The sequence below is a fragment of the Ekhidna sp. genome (assembly GCF_040223195.1).
Taxonomy (GTDB): domain Bacteria; phylum Bacteroidota; class Bacteroidia; order Cytophagales; family Cyclobacteriaceae; genus Ekhidna.
In genome coordinates, this window is the sequence record NZ_JAVKDX010000015.1 from 59,804 (window position 1) to 83,130 (window position 23,327).

Annotated in this window: 17 protein-coding genes; 13 read left to right on the forward strand and 4 right to left on the reverse strand. The window is 40.5% G+C overall.

The window, feature by feature from the left end; all coding sequences use genetic code 11:
* The first annotated feature begins 62 nt into the window (after positions 1 to 62).
* Positions 63 to 620, forward strand: a complete 558-nt coding sequence (gene pth, locus RLN88_RS07575; RefSeq protein ID WP_350220786.1) for an aminoacyl-tRNA hydrolase — start codon at positions 63 to 65, stop codon at positions 618 to 620.
* 141 nt (positions 621 to 761) lie between these two features.
* Positions 762 to 3,725 carry a hybrid sensor histidine kinase/response regulator transcription factor gene (locus RLN88_RS07580; RefSeq protein ID WP_350220787.1) on the forward strand — a complete coding sequence of 988 codons (2,964 nt, stop codon included), beginning with the start codon at positions 762 to 764 and terminating at the stop codon, positions 3,723 to 3,725.
* Here the strand turns inward: RLN88_RS07580 and RLN88_RS07585 are convergent.
* Together RLN88_RS07585 and RLN88_RS07590 are read right to left on the reverse strand one after the other, a co-directional pair.
* The gene (locus RLN88_RS07585; RefSeq protein WP_350220788.1) at positions 3,715 to 4,932 is read right to left on the reverse strand and encodes a sensor histidine kinase; all 1,218 of its coding nucleotides are present in this window, start codon (positions 4,930 to 4,932) and stop codon (positions 3,715 to 3,717) included. The genes RLN88_RS07580 and RLN88_RS07585 overlap by 11 nt on opposite strands.
* A 27-nt stretch (positions 4,933 to 4,959) precedes the next feature.
* Positions 4,960 to 5,370 (reverse strand): hypothetical protein, encoded by a 411-nt coding sequence (locus RLN88_RS07590; RefSeq protein ID WP_350220789.1) that lies wholly within the window; start codon positions 5,368 to 5,370, stop codon positions 4,960 to 4,962.
* An 855-nt stretch (positions 5,371 to 6,225) separates the two neighbouring features.
* On the opposite strand from RLN88_RS07590, the gene RLN88_RS07595 reads away from it, so the two are divergent.
* From RLN88_RS07595 to RLN88_RS07610, 4 genes are all read left to right on the forward strand, one after another.
* The gene (locus RLN88_RS07595) at positions 6,226 to 10,116 is read left to right on the forward strand and encodes a putative Ig domain-containing protein (protein WP_350220790.1); all 3,891 of its coding nucleotides are present in this window, start codon (positions 6,226 to 6,228) and stop codon (positions 10,114 to 10,116) included.
* A gap of 113 nt (positions 10,117 to 10,229) precedes the next feature.
* Positions 10,230 to 11,618 carry a phage tail-like protein gene (locus tag RLN88_RS07600; protein WP_350220791.1) on the forward strand — a complete coding sequence of 463 codons (1,389 nt, stop codon included), beginning with the start codon at positions 10,230 to 10,232 and terminating at the stop codon, positions 11,616 to 11,618.
* Positions 11,615 to 12,934: a T9SS type A sorting domain-containing protein gene (locus RLN88_RS07605; protein WP_350220792.1), complete on the forward strand. Its 1,320-nt coding sequence runs from the start codon at positions 11,615 to 11,617 to the stop codon at positions 12,932 to 12,934. The genes RLN88_RS07600 and RLN88_RS07605 overlap by 4 nt, the downstream gene beginning before the upstream one ends.
* 9 nt (positions 12,935 to 12,943) lie before the next feature.
* Positions 12,944 to 13,723 carry a hypothetical protein gene (locus RLN88_RS07610; protein ID WP_350220793.1) on the forward strand — a complete coding sequence of 260 codons (780 nt, stop codon included), beginning with the start codon at positions 12,944 to 12,946 and terminating at the stop codon, positions 13,721 to 13,723.
* 5 nt (positions 13,724 to 13,728) lie between these two features.
* On the opposite strand, the gene RLN88_RS07615 is transcribed toward RLN88_RS07610, so the two are convergent.
* Complete coding sequence (locus tag RLN88_RS07615; protein WP_350220794.1) at positions 13,729 to 16,347, reverse strand: T9SS type A sorting domain-containing protein; 2,619 nt, start codon at positions 16,345 to 16,347, stop codon at positions 13,729 to 13,731.
* A 168-nt stretch (positions 16,348 to 16,515) separates the two neighbouring features.
* Between RLN88_RS07615 and RLN88_RS07620 the strand changes: the two genes are divergently transcribed.
* Both RLN88_RS07620 and RLN88_RS07625 read left to right on the forward strand, forming a co-directional pair.
* Positions 16,516 to 16,905 carry a hypothetical protein gene (locus RLN88_RS07620; protein ID WP_350220795.1) on the forward strand — a complete coding sequence of 130 codons (390 nt, stop codon included), beginning with the start codon at positions 16,516 to 16,518 and terminating at the stop codon, positions 16,903 to 16,905.
* Positions 16,862 to 17,446, forward strand: a complete 585-nt coding sequence (locus RLN88_RS07625; RefSeq protein WP_350220796.1) for an ABC transporter permease — start codon at positions 16,862 to 16,864, stop codon at positions 17,444 to 17,446. The genes RLN88_RS07620 and RLN88_RS07625 overlap by 44 nt, the downstream gene beginning before the upstream one ends.
* A 1-nt stretch (position 17,447) precedes the next feature.
* On the opposite strand, the gene RLN88_RS07630 is transcribed toward RLN88_RS07625, so the two are convergent.
* Positions 17,448 to 18,254 carry an aminotransferase class IV gene (locus RLN88_RS07630; protein WP_350220797.1) on the reverse strand — a complete coding sequence of 269 codons (807 nt, stop codon included), beginning with the start codon at positions 18,252 to 18,254 and terminating at the stop codon, positions 17,448 to 17,450.
* A gap of 14 nt (positions 18,255 to 18,268) precedes the next feature.
* On the opposite strand from RLN88_RS07630, the gene RLN88_RS07635 reads away from it, so the two are divergent.
* From RLN88_RS07635 to RLN88_RS07655, 5 genes are all read left to right on the forward strand, one after another.
* Positions 18,269 to 18,400 (forward strand): hypothetical protein, encoded by a 132-nt coding sequence (locus tag RLN88_RS07635; RefSeq protein WP_350220798.1) that lies wholly within the window; start codon positions 18,269 to 18,271, stop codon positions 18,398 to 18,400.
* A gap of 3 nt (positions 18,401 to 18,403) precedes the next feature.
* Positions 18,404 to 19,603 (forward strand): BaiN/RdsA family NAD(P)/FAD-dependent oxidoreductase, encoded by a 1,200-nt coding sequence (locus RLN88_RS07640; RefSeq protein WP_350220799.1) that lies wholly within the window; start codon positions 18,404 to 18,406, stop codon positions 19,601 to 19,603.
* A 130-nt stretch (positions 19,604 to 19,733) separates the two neighbouring features.
* The gene (locus RLN88_RS07645; protein WP_350220800.1) at positions 19,734 to 21,290 is read left to right on the forward strand and encodes an anti-phage protein; all 1,557 of its coding nucleotides are present in this window, start codon (positions 19,734 to 19,736) and stop codon (positions 21,288 to 21,290) included.
* Between the two features lie 142 nt (positions 21,291 to 21,432).
* The gene (locus RLN88_RS07650; protein WP_350220801.1) at positions 21,433 to 21,957 is read left to right on the forward strand and encodes a hypothetical protein; all 525 of its coding nucleotides are present in this window, start codon (positions 21,433 to 21,435) and stop codon (positions 21,955 to 21,957) included.
* Positions 21,958 to 21,965: 8 nt separating this feature from the next.
* Entirely contained in the window at positions 21,966 to 23,039 is a 1,074-nt protein-coding gene (locus RLN88_RS07655) for a hypothetical protein (RefSeq protein WP_350220802.1), read from the forward strand.
* Positions 23,040 to 23,327 lie beyond the last annotated feature (288 nt).

Below are 23,327 nucleotides of genomic sequence, written 5' to 3' on the forward strand. Positions count from 1 at the left end.
TATTTCAGAACTTAACCATTAATCCCGACCTTCGTGTCGGGATTTTTTTTGCTCGATAAAATATGAAGTATCTAATCGCAGGACTTGGAAACATTGGTCCGGAATACGAACTCACCCGTCATAATATCGGATTTCTGGTGCTGGACCGTATGGCCGATGAAGAAGGGGTTAAGTTCGAGATGAATAAATTGGCCTACACTGCGGAGCTCAAATACAAAGGTCGAACGCTTATCCTTATTAAACCCACCACCTACATGAACCTGAGTGGCAAAGCAGTCAATCACTACATGAAGCAGCATAAAATCCCGAAAGAAAACCTACTGGTGATTACGGATGATATTGCCCTCCCTTATGGCAAGATTCGTTTAAAACCCAAAGGCTCAGCCGGAGGCCACAACGGACTTAAGAACATCGAACAAGTATGTGGCGGAGCAGATTACCCACGCCTCCGCTTCGGTGTTGGAGATGACTTTCCTAAAGGCCGACAAGTAGATTATGTGTTGAGTCCGTTCACCAAACAGGAGCTGGAAGAATTGGTGCTGAACATGGATCGTGCGATAGACGCCATTAAGTCATTTTGTACTATCGGGATGGAGCGAACGATGAATCAGTTTAACTAGGTCAAATGCTCCAAGTAGCTTTTTGAAATAGGCTAAAATTCTCTAATTTTATCAATTGCTAATCCTTATTCATCCAATAGCCACGGATTGAGAGGAAAACAAGGATTATGGAGTTACAATCAGCTATAATTGTATACCACCATGATCAAAAAGTATCTTTTGTTATTAGGCATAACACTACTGCCAGTATTCACAATCGGACAGACCAAGACTGATTCTATCGTTTCGGTTTTACCTGGCATTGATGATGATCTTACGCTTCTAAAAGCCTACTTTCAACTTCTATACGACCTAACCTATGAAGATCCTGAGAAATCAATCGAATATGGTTTGAAGGCTGAAGCATTAGCACTAAAGATTCAAAATTTTGAAACCCTTGTGGAAGTACAGACCAGCCTTGGTTATGCTTATGAAGTGATGGGAGATGGTGAGAAATCATTCGAATATTATAATAAAGGTTATCGCAGGGCTAAAGGAATAGACTATATCAAGGGACAACTTGATGGGCTACTTGGAGATGGTTCCGCCAAAAGAATACAGGGAGAGCTTGATAGTGCAATTTATTACTACTCCAAAGCAATGGAGCTTGCCAAGGCTCATGACTATAACCTACTTTTCGCTGATGCAAACAACAATATTGGTAATGTTTATCTCGATAGAGATCAATTTGAAAAAGCGCTGGAGCATTACCTTGTATGTGCTCGCATTCTTTCCGATGATAATAGAGTGAAATCAATTGTGACAATCAACATCGGACTGGTACATTATGAACTGAAGAATATTGAACTGGCGAAAGAATACTTCGAGAAAGGTATAGAGTTAGCTGAAGGCATAAATGAGGATTGGCTAAAAGCATTTAACCTACAAAAACTTGGAATGATCGCTAAAGAGCAAAAATATCATGAGCAAGCTCTTACCTATTACAATCAATCTAAAGACCTTTTTCAGAAACTTAACAACCGAAGAGAAGAACTCCTACTAAATACAAATATTGGCAACATCTATCTGGAGCAGGATAAACTAGATAGGGCTATTGAAATGTTTAAGACCAGTTTGGAGAATACTCAGCCTTCAGACGAGTTATCGAATCAGGGATATGCCCTCATTGGAATCACAAATGCATACCTGAAACAAAATGAATTACTAAATGCTCAAAACTCTGCGGAAAAGCTGATCGATCTAGCCAAAGAAATACAGAGCCCATCAAAACATGCAGAAGGGATGAAATTGCTTAGTGAAATTTATGCATTAAATGATCAATTTGAAGAGGCCTATATCATTCAGAAAGAGTTTTCCTCACTTCAGGATAGCATATTTAATACTACCAAGAGTGAACAGATTCTCGACATGGAAGCAAAGTATGAGAATGATAGGAAAGAACAGGAGATCAGTCTTTTAAATGCTGAGAAGCAAATAACAGATCTGAAGCTGCAAAGACAGGAAAACCTAAGAAACTATCTGATCATGATAGCAGCAATCATACTGGTTCTGGTATTTGTTCTATACAGCCAATACAAAACCAAAGTGAAGGCAAATAGAAAATTAAGAGAAATGGATATTGTCAAGACCAGGTTTTTCACGAATATTTCCCATGAATTCAGAACACCACTTACACTGATCCTGGGACCTGCAAAGTCAAGACTTGATAAAATCTCCGGCGCTTCTGAAAAATTATTTCTCGATGTGATCATACGCAATGCTGAGAGGCTTTTGGAGCTCATCAATCAATTGCTTGATCTGGCAAAACTGGATGCCAGCCAAATGAAACTTCAGCTCAGGCAGGAAAATATCAACCAGTTTCTCACACATCTGTCATGTTCTTTCGAATCGTTAGCTGTTGAAAAAGAAATTGTATTCATTAGAGAAATTCCGCATCAAGAAATTAGCATCCCCTTCGATGCGGATAAAATTCAAAAAATCGTGACTAACCTGCTATCGAATGCCTTCAAGTTTACAGAAGCTGGAGAAACTGTTTCTATTTGCTGCCACAATGATGACGAGCATTACATCATCGCAATCTCAGATACCGGAAAGGGAATGCAGCAAAATCAACTGGACAGTATCTTCAAAAGATTTCATCAACTTGACGAAAATACTCATGAAGGGACAGGCATTGGGCTTGCGCTTACCAAAGAGTTGATTGACCTGCACAAAGGGTCGATTCAAGTAAAAAGTGATGAAGGGAAAGGGACTACATTTATCGTTTCTATACCTTCATCAAAAAACGTCTACTCCTCGGATGAATTAGTCAAAACGGATATTTCAACACTCCTTCCAGACCAGTATCAGTTTAATATTGATAATATATTGGAGGAAGAAACCATCATAGATTCTTCTTCCTTACCTATTGCACTAATTGTGGAAGACAATGCAGATGTACGAAGATTTATTGGTGATGTTCTTAAAGATAAATTTCAGATTCATTATGCAAATGATGGCCTGGAAGGGCTTGATATAGGAAGGAAAATCATTCCTGATTTGATAATATCAGATGTGATGATGCCTAATATGGATGGCGTAGAATTTTGTCGCAGTATCAAAACAAATGAACTCACGAGCCATATTCCAGTGATTTTATTGACTGCTAAGGCGAGCATCGAAAGCAAAATTGAAGGACTTCATACTGGTGCCGACGACTATCTGACCAAACCCTTTGATCAGGATGAGTTACTTGCCCGAGCAACTAACCTCATTGATCAACGAACAAAGCTTCGAATGATCTTTGGATCCAGCATGACCCTGGAACCCACCAGAATAAGCATTACTCCTCCTGATGAGGTGTTTCTGAAAAAAGCAATGCGTACAGTCGAAGAGAATATGAATAACTTCGATTTCACCGTTGAAGAATTTCAACACCTCATAGGAATGAGCCGCATGCATTTGCATAGAAAACTGAAAGCATTGACCAACTCTTCGGCGAGTGAATTTATACGAACGATCCGACTGCAGAGAGCTGCGCAGATTTTACGAACAAAAGGAGTCAACGTCTCTGAAGCGGCCTATAGCGCCGGGTTTAATAACCTCTCCTATTTTGCTAAATGTTTTAAAGAACATTTCGGGATGAACCCTTCTGAATACATGAGTGCAGAGAAGGTCAACTCTTAGTTAGTCTATTATGAAATTCATCATTAAAAAGGGGGAGCAATATGCTCACTTGTGTTCCCTTTTTTAAGATAGATGTGATTTTTAGTCTACCACCATGCTGCTCTATGATCTTATTGCTAATAGACAAACCCAAGCCGACTCCCACGCCTGGCGGTTTGGTTGTAAAAAAAGGGTCAAGTGCTCGCTCTTGCTCTGTCTGTGACATTCCATCACCACTGTCAATTACCTCAATTAGCAATTCGTTTTCCACATGCTTTAATCTTACTTCTATGGTGCCCTCACCAATAATTGACTGCTGCGCATTGTTAAGTATGTTAAAAAAGGCATGATGCAATTCACTTACATTGCCCAACACCAATGAAAATTTGGTTTGAGCTTTGAGAGTTAGCTTAATCTCTTTTGATAATTTATTTCTAAGGATGCTAATACAGTTTGACAGAATTCTCTTTACATCACACATTTCATTGAGATCGAAACTATTCCTGCTAAAGAGGCTAAGGCTGCTGACTATTTCCGATATTCTAACAATCCCTGCTTTTATTATCCTGAAATACTCCTTCCTATCAGCAAAATTGTCTCTCTGACCATCATATCTTCTTAGTAGCTCCACTGCCCCATTTATAAAATTTAAGGGATTGTTGATTTCATGACATAAACCTGCTGAAAGGGTGCCCAGCTGGGCCATTTTCTCTTGCCTGATCAGCTGCTCCTGAGTCAATTTCAAATTCGCAATGGATTCTTCGAGCTTCAAATTGGTTATTAATAATTCGGTATTAGCTAAAGCCAGCTGATTTGATCTTTCCAGTACCAGTTTTTCTAACTCTCTATTATATAAGTCCAGCTGATTTTGCATCTCACAAAAATCAGTTACATCTTCCAGCAGCATGAATGCTTTGGGATGAGTTTCATCATTAATGGGGCTTAGAAAAAGTCTAAGGTGTAATGTCAGTGATCTGAAAGGGTACTGAATTATTTCCCTAACCTTTTCACCCGCCAAACACCGATCAAGAAACCCACTAAACCTTAATTCTAGCTTAGCATCAAGCTTACTCATAATATCCACACCGCTTTTCAATTTGATCCCTCCAATGATCTCCGCATAGTAGGCAAATGGTGGATTATACTCAATCAGCTTTTTGTTGCAATCAAAGACTCCTACCAACAAACCAGAGTTCTCTAGTAACTCAAAAATATTGGTATTGCCCATTGCTATATGTTTAAGCTATTCCGACTATTAAATGTGATTTTGAGCTCTGTACTTGCTAATTATCTCATAGGCTTCTACCACAGACATGGCCTGAACTCTCTGCTTATCCACTTTGGATTTTGAAGCCGCATCCTGAATTCCCATTTTCACCAAAGCTTTAGGAGCCACTTCAATAGCTATCACCAAATGGTTTCGAAATCCATAGTCCATCGTCTGCTTTATGTAACGCTTAGCCTCATCAGATGGGAGGCTAAATTCCGTCAAATCAACCAGTATGAAAAATGGCTTCCCTTGATATGAATCTACTTTTTCCTTAAAGGTTCGAACCATGTCAGATCCAATTTCATCCACAATGGCTTTCGTCCAAAATCCATTTAGTTTGAAATGCAATATCTGATCTTTTGAACTGATGATGCTGAAATAATCTTCCAATTTCATTTTATTGCAATCGTTTAGGTGTTAGATAATGCAATGAATCTAGTGAGTCTTACAACTTGGACCTAACTCACATATCCCATTTTCTCCTACTCATGTAACTAGGAATATTTGACTAATGGAATTCACTTTTCCAAGACAGAAAACCAAATGGATCTTATCAATAAAAACTATTAGAGATTAGGATTAAGGGTTCAATACAGATCAATGGAGTTTTTCAGAGATGTTACATAACTAGTACAGAATGGGAAGTATGAAATAAAACAATTTACGAATATGCTCTTAGTTTGACCTAGCGGATATGAGCCTCAGGCTCATTTCAGTCTAATGCCCGGCACGCCTTCAGAAACATTGATTCTTTGGTGGTAGCAATGGTTATGTTCTTGAGGTGGGCTGGGCATTTCTTTATAGGCGGGATTCTCTTACGCAAAGCCACGTGATTGAAACAATAGTTCAGTCATCTACCGAAACAATACAACCATCTAAGTCACTAGTGCCTTCCCATACTATTTGAGATAAGTATCGATAACGTGACAAATTCAAAATCATCGTAATTCCTTAGAAAAAAAATCAACTTTATATAGTGAAAAAATAGCTTTAAATAGTCCTAAAAGTACATGTTACATACGTGAGAATTTTTGGGAAATCTCTGTCATTCAACACTTATTCATACTCCTACATTCGCTTCTATACTAAGGCAATCCAAAGGAATCAAACACAAAGAAGATGGGATTACCGTGGCAAAATTAATCTCATCGTGTTTGGTTCCTGAGGATTTTAAATCAGCATAAACGATTTATTACCATTATGAAGCATCAACAATTAATTACCCTAAAACTGATATCAGTTTTTGTCTTATTGACAACTCTAAATCTCAATGCCCAATGGTCGCAAGTGGGCGGAGTGGCAATGGACCTTGGTGCCCCATCAACGTATGATGAGACCTCACCACCAGTTTTCCAGCAAATTCAAATCAATCCTGTCACAAGTGAACTCTATGTGATAGGTCTTGATCTAACAACCGGAGCTACAGCCAATCGTCCCACCGTCAGAAGGTTTACCTCTGGAAGCTGGACGACCGTTGGAAGTCCACAGTTTACAGATATTGGAGCATATGGCTTAGATATGGCTTTTCATCCTACTACTGGTGAACCATACGTTTCTTTTATTAGCCTGGATGCTATTCCTCATATTTCTGTCATGCGATTCAATGGTGTGGCATGGGTTTATGTAGGAAGTAAAGATTTCGAGGAGTCCTTTGAAGGTAAAGAGACTCGAATAGCTATACATCCTACTACTGAAACACCTTATGTGGTATTTGAGCGAAGGACTGCACCAGGACTAATCCAACTGTCAGCAATGAGTTTTGATGGAAATAGCTGGGTGAATGCCGTACCTTCGGCTACCCCCTATATTCCAAATGCTCTTGGTTCCTCTGGGATGGATTTTAAGATTGATCCCAACAACGGAGATCTGATAGTGGCCGCCAGGGATCAAACTCAATCCACAGGTGGTGGGTTTGCTGCTAGTATTTTTATTTCATCTGATGGCATTAATTGGAGCTATGGTACGGGTACCGCCGGCGTAACACAAGCCTACGGAGGATCAGCAACTGACCTTGAAATTTCTTTCGCTAAGAATGGAAGAAGATATCTGAAGTTCCGCCAGATCACCGGTGGAAAATACTACGTGCTAAGAGGTGTCGGTTCAGGTTCATGGGCACTCAACGGAGCACCTTTTTCAAATCTTGGCCATTTAGCTTACACGCTAAATGACACCATTCCTCATGTCATGAACACTGTAGGTAATTCTATCAATCAGGGATTTGATCTACTTACTTATAAGCAGCCAAAAGATGAGCCTTTCCGACGGATGGGTTATACCAACTCGCTTACCTTTCCAGTCAACGGATATACCGGGCAGATAATAGGTGGCTTTTCTACAAGAAATGATCTGGTGGTTGATCCAACGACAGACCAACTGTATTCGATGCATACCGAACTTTCCGATGATGCAAATAAGAATCTGGTGATTAAAGTATTCAAGTATGAGAACTCACCACCTACCGAAATTTTGCTGAGTAATAATATCATTGAAGGATCACGGGCCATTGGAACTGTAATCGGAACATTCTCAACTTCTGATGCCGATACCTATGACATTCACTCCTACCGACTTCAAAGTGGTGGGGCTGATAATGCATCTTTCACAATATCTGAAGATGGGGAATTATTAAGTGCAGAGGTATTTGATGAGAATGTAAAAAGCACATATGACATCCTTGTAAGAACGACTGACGACAATCTGGAAACTCATGATCAGGCTTTCACAATAACCGTTACAGCTCTTGATGTTGCGCCATCTGATATCACATTGAATAATAACCAGCAAGCTGAAGGAACCGCTAATACGGCAATCGGCTTCTTTTCAACCTTTGATGCCAACTCGGGAGAGACATTTACATACACTAAAGTAAGTGGCACAGGTAGTGATGACAATGGCTCTTTTACCGTTTCAAGTGCTACAGGGGCTTTATCGAGAGCTGTAGCACCTTTTGACTATGATGTGAAGAGTTCTTACAGTATTAGAGTAAGAAGCACCGAGACAGATAATGCCAGTCATTTCATTGAAAAAGTATTCACCATTGAAGTAATAGATGTTGATGCCGCTCCTGTCTTATCCTCTACTGTCAGTATTCCTAATCCTATCAATCTGACAGAAGACGAAACTTTCACTTATGAACTACCGACAGACCTATTTGAAGACGAAGAAAACGGCCCTCTTTTCTATTCGATTTATTCATCACAGCCTCCGACTAAGAATCCTCCTGTCAGCTGGGTAACTATTGATGAACTTACTGGAACACTAACAGGCACGCCTGGTAATAGTAACGTTGGAACTAGTGCAGTTCACTACATTCATGTGACGGATGGAATTAACAGTGCGGTAGCATCCAATGCTTTCTCTTTTAACGTTCAAAACGTTAATGACCCACCTCAGGTGTCCACTTCTACTATTCTGGTATCTCCAAATGCAACTGAGGATGCTTCATATACAAGCAACGTAATATTTCTTCCGGCATATTTTACAGATCAGGATCCTGGAGATGTTCTGAGTTACTCAGTAACAAATCAGGATGACACACCAGTGAGCTGGCTCACACTAACCATAAATCCAGCAAATGGATCAGGAACTATCACAGGAACTCCACTAAATGAAGATGTCGGAATCAATCAATATAAAATCACCGCGACTGATCAAGGTAATGCCTCTGTAAGTTGCAATCTCCAACTGACGGTAACGAATACCAATGACACTCCTATTGTTTCAAATCTCATTCCTGATCAAGTATTTTCATCAGGAATATCATTTCAATTTCAGTTTGCTGCAAATACATTCCAAGATCCGGATATTGGAACAACCCTTGTCTATCAAGCTGATCAAACGACTGGAGGAGGGTTACCGGCATGGATGAGTTTTAATGGATCAACCAGAACGTTCTCAGGGACTCCTCCACCAGCAGAGGATGGAAATCAGTATAGCATACGTGTGACAGCTTCAGACCCAGGAGGACTATCGGCTTTTGATGATTTCTTAGTTGACATTGTAGCGAATGATCCTCCGCAACTTGATAATGCTATATCTAATCAGTCAGCAACAGAAGATGCGATCTTCAGTTTTCAGTTTCCAGGAAATACATTCTCCGATCCCAATGGAGACCCTCTAGGCTATACGGCCAGCCTACAGGATGACTCCCCTCTTCCCTTATGGCTAAGTTTTTCAAGTGCTACAAGAACATTTTCTGGCACACCACTAAATGAAGATGTAGGGATCATTACCATTAAGCTTACAGCAAATGATGGTAAAGGTGGGAATGCAACTGATCAATTTGATCTGACAGTAGTCAATACTAATGATGCGCCAGTAGTAGACAATACAATCCCTAATCAAGTGACAGATGAAGATGTCCCTTTCTCTTTCCAGTTCGCTGAAAATACTTTCAGCGATCCGGATGCTGGTGATGCACTGACCTATTCATTGAGCTCAGCTCCAGCATGGATATCAATAAATTCCGATACACGTACTCTTTCAGGGACTTCAGGAAATTCAGATGTTGGCACTGCATCTATAATGGTGACTGCTACAGATCAAGGGGATGCCTCTGTCTCAACGGAGTTTTCGATCATGGTTAACAATACCAACGATACACCCACAGTGGCAAATCCTATTCCTGACCAAAGTGCTAATGCAGACCTGGAGTTTTCCTATCAAATACCGGCAAATACATTTAGCGATATTGATGTGGGAGATGCATTAATACTTACTGCAACACTTTCGGATAACTCCGCACTTCCGGGCTGGTTACTTTTTGATGCTCAGACCAATATGCTTTCAGGTACACCGCAACAAACACATATTGGATCAATAAATATCACGATTACTGCTACTGATATGGATGATCTGTCAATAAGCGACGAGTTTATTTTGGAAGTTTTAAAACCACTCAATGTATCAGAGGGATCAGTCTTTATTCTTTATCCTAATCCTGTCCGATCTACCATACAACTATCCAAAGAGGTGGTTAATGAATTTGAAAAAGCTCGGATATTGAATCTTCAGGGTCAATTAATGAAAGAGGTGAGCATACAGAGCGGGGTAATAGACATTCAGGATATCGCAAGAGGAACTTATATCCTGCAGGTGATCTCCGATAATCTAATTGTCAATCGCAAATTCATAAAGAAATGATGCCTGACAGTAGTAGAGTAACTAAGGCGGCTACCTAAACTAAGGTAGTTTAAGGGGGCGGCTGGGGCCGTCCCTTTTATATAAAACTTCTATATGACATAAATCCAACTCAGATGAAAAATGATAGATTTCTGATCTTGCTTTTTATGAGCTATTTGTCCAATCCTGTTTTCTCGCAGAATGTGGGGATAAACGATGACAGCTCATTCCCTAATGCATCAGCCATGTTGCATGTCCAATCTACTACCAGGGGTCTTTTGGTTCCCCGAATGACAACAGTACAAAGAAGCGCTATTGCTTCGCCAGCGACCGGGCTTTTGGTTTTCGATTCGGACACAGAGTCTTTTTGGTTTATGGAAACATTTGGTTGGATTGAACTAGTTGCCGGAAACATAACCACGATGGCCGATGATGATGATGATACCCGAATACAAGTAGAGGAAGCCCCCGACGAAGATATTATCCGATTTGATCTGGCAGGTAGTGAAAGATGGGTGATGGAGGCGAGCAGACTTTGGCCAAACAATACGGGATCTTCAGTCTTTATCGGCGAAAATGCAGGTGCTAGTGATGACCTTACACTCAACCAAAACGTTTTTATTGGATATAACTCAGGTAATTCTAATACCACAGGACTAAACAACACAGCCCTCGGCACCAGTACCCTGGAATCAAACGTGGATGGCAACTACAATGTCGCCATTGGGTTTAACTCTTTAAATGCCAATATTTCGGGAGATTATAATGTAGCTATAGGTAATAATAATCTGCAGTCCTCAACTGGAAGTGATAATACGGCTATTGGGAGATCTTCTCAGGCCACCTCGTCTACAGGTATTTATAACTCAAGCCTGGGATCCCTCTCTTTCAATCAACTTACAACCGGTAGTTACAATACCGCTGTAGGGTATTTGGCGGGGTATAATGTACTCACTAGCACCAATTCGACTTATATCGGAAGAGAGGCAGACCAAACATTGGCGGGCTCCACCCTTGCCAACAGTATGGCACTTGGGTACAATGCTAAAACCACGGCATCCAACCAGGTGAGAATCGGAAATACAAGTGTCACAGATATTGGTGGTTATGCTTCCTGGACAGATTTGAGTGACGCCCGATTCAAAAGAAATATTCTTAACGATGTGCCTGGACTTGATTTTATTCTCAAGCTTAGACCTGTCACCTATCAAATAGATCTACCAACACTTAATCAATTTCTCGGAATTGATGCGGAAGATGAGCGACAAGAAAGGATTACCGGATTTATGGCGCAGGAAGTTGAAATGGTAGCCAATCAAATCGGATTCGATTTTAGTGGTGTTGTGACTCCAAATAGTGACAATGAACATTATGGACTGAGGTATAGCAAATTCGTTGTGCCATTAGTCAAAGCCATTCAGGAACAGCAACGTCTGATAAATGAACTGAGCCTACGAATAGTCCAGCTTGAGCAACTAAGATTACCTACAAGTGAACTGGTAAATCAAGACAAAAGACAATGAAATGTCTCATCATCCTTTGTTTTATCAATGCTCCCTTTTTCCTTTGGTCGCAAGGCAGAGTTTTTCTCGGATCTGGTACCCCCTGGGTAAATCAGGGCAATCCAAACATAGTTCTCAACAATACTTCATTTGTTGCATTTGGAAACTGGCAATCAGCCAGTGAGACCCTTACGATCACCGGCAATGCAGCTACAGCCTCAACGACCATCAACAAGTTCTTCGGTGCTTTAACCATTTACGATTTAGAGATAAACAAAAGCATTAATGGTATCACGATGGCCTCTGGACTGACCATCAATAACTCTATTAACCTGCAAAGTGGCCAATTAAACCTCAATGGACACAATTTATTGCTCAACAATGCTTCTATTCTAAACGAAAACAGCACCAACTATATCTCCGGCAACACCGGAACCGTGACTATTACGCAAACACTAAATGCACCCAGTCAGGTCAATCCCGGTAATATCGGAGTAGCTATAACCTCGACCGCTAACCTGGGAAGCACCACAATTACCCGATCACATGCACCTGCTGTGAATGGATCATACGATGGGATCAATCGCCTCATCACTATCGCCCCTACCAACAATACTGCATTGAATGCTTCTCTTAGGATGTACTATCTGGATAGCGAATTGAATGGGAAGGTAGAAAACAACCTTTCTATATGGGAAGACAATGGAGTTGATTGGATAGAACTAGGAAGCACAAATTCGGATGTTACAAATAATTGGATTGAGATTAATGGGCTTTCCCAACTTTCGACTTTTACGCTCTCGGACATAAGCAATCCATTGCCTGTCGAATTGATTTATTTCAGAGGAGAAGCCTATACTGATGGTATGCTACTTCAATGGGCTACTGCATCAGAAGTGAACAATGACAAGTTTGTGCTTTTCAGAAGTAAAGATGGTCTGAACTTCAAATCAATCGCAGAAATAAAAGGAAATGGAAATTCATCTTTAATGACCAACTATTCCTATAGAGACAAAAGCATTTCTCCCGGAAGCTATTACTACCGATTAATCCAAATGGACTTTGATGGTAAATCAAGATCATACGAAATCATTTATCTCGAAAATGATTTTATGAGCGATTTGATTATAGCTCCCAATCCGGTCAACGATTACATACGCATAATCGGGCTTTCAGAAATAGTGTCTGTCGTTTTATTGGATCAATACGGAAGGAAAATCCAGGAGTACTACCAGCCAGAGGAGATCATCCCATTGGTAGGGCTTCCATCGGGAACGTATTTTATTCAGATCACTTCCCAGCAAAAGGTATATCATGACAAAATTACCATCAATTAATTCTGCAGTATGAAAAGACTTCATTTATTCGAGTTTGGAGATCAGAAATGGTTTCCAGATTTCTTAAGAGATTATGAAACCGATTTTTTACAATTTCTAGCAAACAAAACGAAAATGTATGAACCGGTCATCCCACTATTAGATGACTTGATTCAAAGATCCAATGCTCGTCAAATCATTGACCTGGGCTCTGGTGGTGGCGGTGGACTACTCAGAATAAATAAGGAGCTTAGAAAGACCTATCCTGATTTAAAAATTATTCTCACTGACCTATATCCCAACTATAAAGCATTCGAATACAGCAAGTCAAGGGCAGATAATATTGACTCAATTGATGTGCCTGTAGATGCCAGAAAAATGTCTTACGAGCTAAAAGGAATCAGGACACTGTTTTTATCGCTTCATCATTTCAAGGAGGAAGATGCAATAACTATTTTGCAAAATGCTGTCACTTCGGATCAGCCTATCGCAATTTTTGAAGCTCAAGAGCGCAGCTTTTCCAGCCTCCTGGCCATGTTTCTTTCTCCTGTTACTGTATTACTTACCACTCCTTTTTTCAGACCATTTAAGGTGGGGAGAATTATTTTCACCTATCTTATTCCCATTGTACCATTAGTTGTTTGGTGGGATGGCATTGTGTCAGTCTTGCGCACTTACTCCATTAACGAAATGGATAAGATGCTTTTGCATGTCAAAAACAGCTATTTATATGACTGGGGAATTGGTAAGATCAAGTCAGGCCCTGGTGTAATTATTTATCTAATTGGAGTAAGTAAGACTCGGCAATAGAGTTACTATTTCAAAACAATTTTGCTTGTGTGTACACCATTTTCTGTGGATAATTTACACATGTAAATACCAGACGTACATCTGCCGCCCAAATCATTCTCACCTTTCCAAATCAGCGTGTGCTCACCATGCTTCAAAACATCGTTAGATAATTCTCTGACGAGTTTACCTTGGATATTATAGATAGAAACATTGATCAGCTGCGATTCTTTTAGAGAAAAACGAATCAACGTTTCATTACTGAATGGATTTGGAAAAATTTTCTCAATCGTAATTTCATTGCCCAGCGCAGAACTCAACAATCCCAATGTGGTTCCGTCCATTTTACTTTTCCATGCCTTCACCAGATCCCTCAGTGCCTCGGGTTTGTTTATCGGTTTATCATTACCCAGATGGGTTTTATTGTTGATCCCATGACATCCTTCACAGGTTCTTATCTCGCCAGGACTAAAGGTTAGCCATTGCCTTTCACGTACAACCTCCTCACCATCAGGCGCAAGCGTTTGCCAGGAAAGAGCTCGAGTTGCAGGCACAAATGCCGCAATAGAGCCATCCAAACCAATTTTTACGCTTCCCTCAGGTGCTTGTGGATCAAGCAAATTAAATTTTTCAATAACCGGACTTTGATCCGTATCATGAATCGGTGTAGCAATCGGCCTCCGGCCATCGTAGTTTCTCAATCCATAACCTCGTATCAGGTCAGCTTGAAAAATTTGAAAATGTGATATATCATAAACTTTTCCAGAAGATGGAATAGATTCCACCCCTCCGGGCACTCTTAGATTAAAAGGTTGTTGGCTTTCTCCCTGATCCCTTTCAGTTGCATTTCTGATTGCTATGATTGCCAAATTGTTTTCAATCATCCAGGCTCTCAATTCCTCGAGATCGATAGCCTCCTCATCCAACACGGATTTCTCAATAGGGTCTACTTCATATGTTGGCAATGCCACTGGAGCATCTTTGGTCACTATCTCTGCAATACCCACCTCAGACAATTGCACCGTTACTGTAATGGGGTCAGATGAATCCCCCCAATAAACAATATCCTTGGTCAACCCAGCTCCTGTCAGGTAGCTTCCTGGAATATGCTCTGTGTCCGAAGCATCCGCAGTGTTCTTTACCATCTTGCAAATTCTAAAAGTGTAAGGATGTGATTGGTCAAACAAGGCATCCTCAGTAGCGTGTGAAACAAGCATAACGCCATCCATGGTCATTATCGGATTTCTAAAATGACCTTTCCCGGCATTTGCCACATTATCAATGTCTGGGCTAGACCAGTCAACCACTTCCATATCTTGCGGATTAGCACCAATTGGTAAGGAAAATTCAAAGATTCGGCCAGAAGCAAAGCGTTTGAATTCGCGCGACCAGGTACCATAAAAAGTTCCTTCTTTGCCCGGTCGTGGATCTTCTTTTATCTGAAAAATACCGGCATCAGATCCAACAGTTTCACGGTATGCATTGGATGAATAATTCCCTAGTCCAAATACAAGGTTTGGATCATCGATCTTAGAACCTTCCTGGTACACCCCTCCAAATTCATGTCTCCCCACATGATTCATCGTTTGATGACGTTCACCGTTTTCGGTAATTTCCCATGGCAAGAACTCATTAAAATCATGTAAAGGTTCATTCGTATCTCGATTAGGCTCAACGTTTATTCCATTTTCTATGTGCACAAAAGCTTCCGGGAATATTTCGTAAGGAGTACCATCCGCATCTGCATAAGGTTTGCCATCTATAATGGCTGATGCATTTACAATCGCCGCGTTAGGCGCTTCACTTTCATAGTTTACAGGTTGCCATTGGGTGTTGCCAGCTCTATGGTTACTTGCCTGTTGATCTCTTTTGAGATGCTCCCACCGGGTAGAGATCACTCTTCCATCCTTTGCCAGGTGGATATCAAAATCACCACTTGGCGAATGGGTGAGATGTACAACCTTGCCAGTAGATGGATTAAGCTTGAAAATACCCGTATTGGTCTGGGAAGACTCATACTCATCGAATTGAGGATACGTATGTTCCATTCCGAAGAGTGGCACATCGGATGTAAATATAATCTGGCCATCAGACCCATAAATGGGTGAAACATTGTTGTATGCAGGCTGATTTGCAATTTTTTGAATGATAGGAGCCATACCACTAACGACTTCCGTCAAATTGGTAATCTCATAAATCTGCCAGCGATTGGATCTGTATGACTGATCAAAAGCTTGGGTGGGCCCACCTATCACCATGGAAAAAAGCGCCTTACTTCCATTCCAATGAACGGAAGGCTGCCGTACGGCAATTCCATCAACTCCCTGAATAGCTCCTGATCCAACTCCAAAACCTGCTTCAGCAGTCAAGAAGCGGATCGTTCCATCTGTACTCATCATACAGAGATCGCCACCTCGTGGAGCAGCGTCCATACCCGTAAGGTGATTTCCAAAGGTTTCGAGCTGATGACCAAATGACCCACTACTTGCTATCGGGGGAACTACTAGTGTAAACAGAATTGGATTACTCAACGGGTCAGCGGCAATCTTTCGGATGCTGAATGCATGGGAGGTCAATGCAATTATTGTAACCACTATTATTAGCTGATAAAGTCGAGCTTTTTTGGATGTTTTTTTCTTAGACATAAAAAGTAAATTATTCATCTTCTAAAATTATCGCAATTGGCTCCACTCCCATTATCAGTATTCTCCCAAATCTCAACATATGTGTAACCATTGACCTCAAGGCAAGTATTTCATTGGAAATGCAACTTTCAGTTGCAGCAACCACTCTCTAAATAAACTCAACTACTTATGCGCTACTACTTAAAGATCACGCTGCGCAATTTCCTGCGCCACAAGGTTTCTTCTCTCATCAACTTGGTAGGGCTAACCACTGGGTTGACATGTGCTTTCTTCATCTATTTGTGGGTGCAGGATGAGTTCTCCATCAACAAATTCCACGAGAAGGACGACCAACTTTTCCGGGTGATGGAGTTTCAGACCTATTACAATGAAACATTCGCAACCAATTCAACACCAGGGATTCTGGGACAGAATTTAAAGTTGGACACTCCGGATATCAAATATGCAGCAACCACCACTTGGATTAATCCAGCCCTACTGGAGATTATCGGGTGTGATCAAAGACTTCCATTATATGTCAATCCACACAGAGGTGAACCCTGCTTTCTTCTGGCTTAGAAGCACCTGGAATGTGGCGGTGCGGCTGGAGGCTGGCAAAGAAGTGGAAACAATGATCGCCATCGAAGATCTGTACAATCAGTTTAGCCCGGGATTCATTTTCGAATACGAATTTCTGGACAAGCGATATCAGCGACTCTACAATTCAGAAAAAAGAATTGGGACACTTTCAACATATTTCGCAGGCTTTGCCATATTGATTTCATGTCTTGGCCTATTCGGGTTAGCCGCCTTTACAGCCGAACGCAGGCTCAAAGAAATTGGGATCAGAAAAGTACTGGGAGCAACAACTTCCAATATCGTCATGATGTTGTCCAAGGATTTTACCAGACTGGTGCTGGTATCTACCATTCTTGCCATTCCTGTTTCATATTACCTGATGGATATCTGGCTGCAGAGCTTTGCATACAAAATCTACCTGAGCCCATGGATATTTGTGGGAGCAGCAGTGATCTCATTACTGATTGCCTGGCTGACGGTAAGTTCACAAGCGCTAAGAGCAGCAAATGTCAACCCAGCCAAGTGTCTGAAAGACGAGTAAACTATTGATGGAGATAGTCGAGAAAACGTTCACGAATTTGATCAGTGATCGCTCCGGTTCGACCATCTCCAACCCTGTTTCGATCCACACTTACAATAGGTAAAATTTCTTTCAATGTGCTGGAAATAAAGATTTCGTCGGCTTCCAAAAATTCATCCAGGGTAACATCCCCCACTTCGCAGGGAGCGATCTCCCCACAGAAACTCAGCACATGTTTTCGGGTAATCCCCTCTAGTATATTTTCTCCGGGTGTCTTAACCGCACCATCTTTTACGATGAAAACATTACTTCGGGAAGCCTCGCTAATCAAGCCATTCGAATGATAGATTACATCAACCGCTGATGCCTCCATTTTTCTTCGATGAAGGTGATTACTTGTGAGATAGTTGATGGATTTGATCGTTGGGTATTCACGCACATACTCATACAGGATCACCCCGGCCGAGTCGGGATTCGTGTGCAATGAGAGGTCTGTTTGGGTGATATAGAAAAGGGGTTTGAGCCTTGCCTCTGCCTCACTGCCATCCCCCAGCAGCATCAGCCTATAGGCCGACTCCCGAAAACCGTTCCACTCCTGCAATCCATTTACCGCATCCCGAATTTCCTCCTTGGAAATAATCCGATCCAAGCCCAGAAATGCCTGAGACCGGTCAAACCGATCCAGGTGATCTTCCATGAAAACAGGCTTCCCACTCCTTCCGCGGAATAGATCGAATATCCCAAATCCACGCTGCAAACCCAGATTATGAATGGAGATATGTGCCTTGGACTCCTCCAACAGTGCACCATCGAAATAACAATATGGCATGGTTAAAATTTGATATGAAGATAATCTTATTATATGTCATTTCGAGTGCAACGAGAAATCTTTACTTCTTTGCTTCCATGAAGAAATATCTCTCCTATCGTGGAGATGACATGCTAGCAGAGTCATCATTTTTTGACTTTATTTGACTCGTGAAAATTATCATCATCGGGGGTGGAGCAGCCGGTTTCTTTACCGCCATCAATATTGCGGAGAAGCACCCGAACTATCAAGTAACTATTCTGGAAAAAACCGGGAAGCTGCTGCAAAAAGTAAAGGTATCCGGCGGTGGACGATGCAATGTGACCAACGCCCGCACTCAGCCATCCGAACTGGTGAAGTTCTATCCTCGCGGAAACAAAAAACTTCATCCCCTCTTCAAGCAATTTTCTACGGAGGACATGGTGGCCTGGCTAAATGCCAGAGGCGTGTCTACCAAAGCGGAAGACGACCTACGGATGTTTCCAACCACGGACTCTTCCCAAACCATCATCGATTGCTTTCTGGATCAAGCCAGAAAGTTTGGAGTGGAAATAAAGCTCAATCAGGTGGTGAAAGAGCTGAAGCAGTCCGGAAATAAATGGATCATCCAAACTGCAGATGAATCTCTGGAAGCCGATAAGGTGGTAGTTGCCACGGGTGCCTCTCCTGCTACGTGGAGTATGCTTCAAAAAGTAGGATTGGATATTACTGAGATTGTTCCTTCTCTTTTCACCTTCAACATCAAAGACAATCGGATCAAAGACCTGCAGGGAATATCCTTTGAACATGCCACAGTAAAAGTGACTGGAACGAAACTGGTGGAGCAAGGGCCACTCCTAATCACCCATTGGGGCTTGAGTGGTCCCGCAATACTCAAACTTTCGTCTTGGGGAGCTTATGAGCTGAATGAGCTGGGGTACAAATTTGATATCCTGGTGAACTTCCCGGGAGAACTGAGCCCGGATGATGCAAGGGTACATCTATTGAAATACAGAGAAGCAAATCCAAAACGTAAGGTCATCAATTATCCCTTGTTTGATCTGCCCAAGCGATTTTGGGAGCGAATGCTTGCATACTGTGAGGTGAGTGAACAAACACCCTATGGAGAGCTCTCTAAAAAACAACTCAACAAACTGGTGGAAGAACTGTGTCAGGGACGATATGCGGTAGATGGTAAGAGTACCTTCAAAGAAGAATTCGTAACTGCCGGAGGAGTGAGCCTGTCCGAGGTAGATTTGAGCCGATTTGAAGCCCGGCGATTCCCCGGCCTGTACCTGGCAGGGGAAGTATTGGACATAGACGCTCTTACCGGTGGTTTCAACTTTCAGGCCTGCTGGAGTGCGGGGTGGGTGATAAGTGAGAGTGTTTGAGATGGAAACGGTATATTTGAAAGGGTAAAGTGTGCGCATTATACCCGATTACAAACGACTACAAACGACTAAATGTCGTTTTCAAAGCTGAGCATCAACCAGTTAGAATAAAAAGCGCCTGAAAATATATATGAAAAATAATGCGCACAGTGCGTGTTACATTATAGTTATCAGCAAAAAGGACGGGACAAGAGATATGACATATAAAGAGTTTTATGAGTCTTTTGGATTAAAAGAATTTCCATTTAATACTTTCACTACTGAAGATGAAATAGATATAGCCAAGAAGATTTTTGTTTCTCAAGGGGAATACGACCCAATCCTTGACTCCTTTAAAAAGGGTAGAAACATAGTTATTCTAGGTGAACGTGGAATTGGTAAAACGGCAATACTGGAGGATTTTAAAAGGAATTTATCAGAAGCAAACAAACCATTCACGATCGTAAATGATTTCTCGGAAATTTCTGAAAATCCGTCAAATGAAGAAGTTTATAAACTTCTGATATCCAACTTTGTCGTAGAGTTACTTGCTCGAGTTGGAAGGAATCCATTAAAGCTATTAAAACTAAATAAGGAAAGCAGAACGATATTATCTTACTTTCTTGCCTCATTTGTTCCAACGGTTTCATTAAACAATCTGAAAGACCGCATTTCCTCTATTCAAATACCACCGTGGACAAGATTGGCGAATGGATTTTATAATTTGATTCGTAAGCCATTAAATTTTACTGGTACAATAGGTCAGAATCTTACCTATCAATATCTACTAAAACACTATTCATTTTTACCACCACTTGATAACGATAATCAAATACAAGAGTATTTCCCAGAATTAAAGCTAGGGGTAGAATATGATTTTTTTGATCAAGACATTTCATTTCGCCTGCTCAAACGTTTAGGAGAAATAGCTACCAAAATGGGCTATAGTAAACCAACAATCTTACTAGACAGACTAGACGAAGACAACCGTTTTGAAAATGATGCCGATAAGATTTCGATATTTTTAACACCTATATTAACGAACACTAATCTTCTTAGCATATCAGAATTTCAGCTCGTAATATTTGTCTGGTCTACTCCATTTCGCTTCATTTCCGAAAAGGTAAGAACGCAAAAATATTACTGTCCTAACCTAAGTTGGAGAAAGGAAGATTTGGAAAATTTGATTAATCAAAGATTGTCCGTTTATTCCAAGGAATCCATCAAAGGTTTTAAACAGACTTTTGCTTCTGAAATATCATCATCTGAGATAGATCAAGTATTTGCATTATCAAACTTTAATCCCAGAGACTTAATTCACATATTCAAAATATTGTTTGAGGAGCAATATAGGCTAAATCCTAAAACGCCTAATATTGGGAGTGAAGCTTTAGAAAAGTCACTAAAAAGGTACGTTTTGGACTTTAATTACTATGAATACTACCCGAGAAAGTCTAACGCACGAGCTAATTCGATGGATATTTATTCATATGCAACTCACCTACTTAAACTAGATTCTCCTGAGTTTTCCAAGAATAAGTTGAATGAGTCTGCAGGTATCGGAAGCTCAATACATAACTATGTCGTTGCTATGGAGAGAATTGGGTTAATTGAGAACATTGGGCAGGATAAGGGATTTGCTACTTACAAAATCAAAGATCCCAAAATTGTTTACTGCCTAGAAAACAAGCTTGAATTAAAGAAATGATGCTGATAACAGACACTAAAAATGAATATGCGAACTGAGTCATCTGAAAGGACATTTCAAACTAGAAACCTCGGTGCTTTTAGCCACTCGTGCGCATACTCATTTTAGTTGAGCGTTATGTGCAATATGAAAAAATTATATTATGAGTAATTATTATGTCTTAATTATTAAACGAAGAGAAGGCTTGACACGTCTACTTAAATTCGTGGTAGGCATAATCTATAAGATTACAATAGGTCTGTTCTTATTGGAGGTATATCAAATATTTGTTCTAGGTTTTAGATGGGGTCATTCAAAAAATGGTTTACGGAATAAAAAGGTTTCTGGATTACTTGGGGCTAGCCTTTTTTTCTTCTTCATGACTGTCACATTTTTGATATTAGGTTTTTTCTCAATTGGAGGTCACTATGAAAACATTATTCAACCAGACAGCTTCATCCAACTTAACTTATTTGGCTATACACCAAGTAACTTTGAAGTATATTTTGCTACAGGATGGCTAGTGTCAAATTTATTGATCCTTTCCGTAGGCATTGGGCTTATAATCATAGACATTCCAGTTGGCCTGTTCAATATGACTTTAAGAAGAAATAGAAGAGATTTCTTTCATATTTCGAAATCGTTTTTTTCCTCAATAGCCATCGCACTGGATCTACCACCTAGATAATACACTATATGAACAAAATACATTTGGTTATTATATTATTCACAGTATCATCTTCACTATTTTCTCAACAGAAATCTGATTTTCTTGATGAATTCTTAACCCCTGTGGAAAGTAAATTGGTGGATAGAGTATTCTTAGTTAAGGTAAATAAAGTGAGCAGATACTGGGAGATTGTGCAGTATCCGTACCAATTCCAGAACAATTCAAAAGGATTATATTATAAGGATTTCTTGGTTAAAGTTGAGGCAGTATTTAAAGGGCAGTTAGACGAGAAAAAAGGGAGGTGGGCTTTGGTTAGGGAGTTTGGGGAATTTGGTTTATCAACAGGTTCTATTATCGTTCCAGAAGAGGAACTTACAACGATTCAATTGAATACCTACCGTTATAAGTTCGCAGATTTTTCTGATTTCCCAAAATACCAACTTCCAACAATAATACCAGTGGAAGAAGTAACACTTATGTGCTCCGATGGAAATGTGGGGATTTGTCAAATCGTAATTGAAAGTCAAAACGCGGTGTTGCCTTATTTTATGACAATTTATCATGACAAGTTAATACCTGCGAAACACTTACTTGACTATTCACGCTTGTATACCGCATCTCCTCGATATGCTCTTTCCTCCAAACAAGATGAACTTGAAACATTGGCGAAAGAGTTGAAAATAGAGAAGGATTTTAAACTCCATAATCGATCCATCATTTTCCCAGTATTTGACATGGCATCTTCATTCTACATTCAAGCAATTTTGCTCAATGAAGATAGAATAGAACTTTCTCAAAAGGGTGGTGAGTACATACTTGTTACGGAAGACATAAAAAAATCTGCTGAGGTAGAGCTTATCGATGAAAGTGAACTTTGGGCAGATTGTCTATTTAATAATGAAGTATATCGTAAAGGGTTCATTGAAAAATCGAACAATCAAACGATCGGAATTAATTCCCAATCATTTAAATTAAAGAAGAGCATCACATGGATTGATCCAATCTTAAGTTTTAGAAACTTCTTAAAGTTTATAGGTATTCTATACTTTATAAATATTGCCTATCTATTGTATAGAGTCAATAAATCGTCGAGTAGGTAAGGGGGAATCTCGCCCCCAAACCTCTCACAGAACCGTGCTTGACAGTCTCCCGTCACACGGCTCTTCGAACCCGTGAAACCAGTTAAGGTTTCGGAAAAGCAATAAATGCTCGTCCTTTGAAAGTGATAACCTCCAAAGTTGGAAAAGCTTCCTGGATTCGTCAGCCCCTTCACTATAGTATGGTTTCCCATGCTTTTATTTGACACTGGCACTACTACGGGCTGATCCGCCCCTACTCTGTTGTATTGATACTCTCTGCCTCATCCTGTTCGGCATTCTCTCTTTGCA

What these genes read in the sequence shown, in the direction of transcription:
- pth (WP_350220786.1), top strand. Translation starts at nt 63, where the DNA reads ATGAAGTATCTAATCGCAGGACTTGGAAACATTGGTCCGGAATACGAA.
- RLN88_RS07580 (WP_350220787.1), top strand. Translation starts at nt 762, where the DNA reads ATGATCAAAAAGTATCTTTTGTTATTAGGCATAACACTACTGCCAGTA.
- RLN88_RS07585 (WP_350220788.1), bottom strand. Translation starts at nt 4,932, where the DNA reads ATGGGCAATACCAATATTTTTGAGTTACTAGAGAACTCTGGTTTGTTG.
- RLN88_RS07590 (WP_350220789.1), bottom strand. Translation starts at nt 5,370, where the DNA reads ATGAAATTGGAAGATTATTTCAGCATCATCAGTTCAAAAGATCAGATA.
- RLN88_RS07600 (WP_350220791.1), top strand. Translation starts at nt 10,230, where the DNA reads ATGAAAAATGATAGATTTCTGATCTTGCTTTTTATGAGCTATTTGTCC.
- RLN88_RS07605 (WP_350220792.1), top strand. Translation starts at nt 11,615, where the DNA reads ATGAAATGTCTCATCATCCTTTGTTTTATCAATGCTCCCTTTTTCCTT.
- RLN88_RS07610 (WP_350220793.1), top strand. Translation starts at nt 12,944, where the DNA reads ATGAAAAGACTTCATTTATTCGAGTTTGGAGATCAGAAATGGTTTCCA.
- RLN88_RS07615 (WP_350220794.1), bottom strand. Translation starts at nt 16,347, where the DNA reads ATGTCTAAGAAAAAAACATCCAAAAAAGCTCGACTTTATCAGCTAATA.
- RLN88_RS07620 (WP_350220795.1), top strand. Translation starts at nt 16,516, where the DNA reads ATGCGCTACTACTTAAAGATCACGCTGCGCAATTTCCTGCGCCACAAG.
- RLN88_RS07625 (WP_350220796.1), top strand. Translation starts at nt 16,862, where the DNA reads ATGTCAATCCACACAGAGGTGAACCCTGCTTTCTTCTGGCTTAGAAGC.
- RLN88_RS07630 (WP_350220797.1), bottom strand. Translation starts at nt 18,254, where the DNA reads ATGCCATATTGTTATTTCGATGGTGCACTGTTGGAGGAGTCCAAGGCA.
- RLN88_RS07635 (WP_350220798.1), top strand. Translation starts at nt 18,269, where the DNA reads ATGAAGATAATCTTATTATATGTCATTTCGAGTGCAACGAGAAATCTT.
- RLN88_RS07645 (WP_350220800.1), top strand. Translation starts at nt 19,734, where the DNA reads ATGAAAAATAATGCGCACAGTGCGTGTTACATTATAGTTATCAGCAAA.
- RLN88_RS07650 (WP_350220801.1), top strand. Translation starts at nt 21,433, where the DNA reads ATGAGTAATTATTATGTCTTAATTATTAAACGAAGAGAAGGCTTGACA.
- RLN88_RS07655 (WP_350220802.1), top strand. Translation starts at nt 21,966, where the DNA reads ATGAACAAAATACATTTGGTTATTATATTATTCACAGTATCATCTTCA.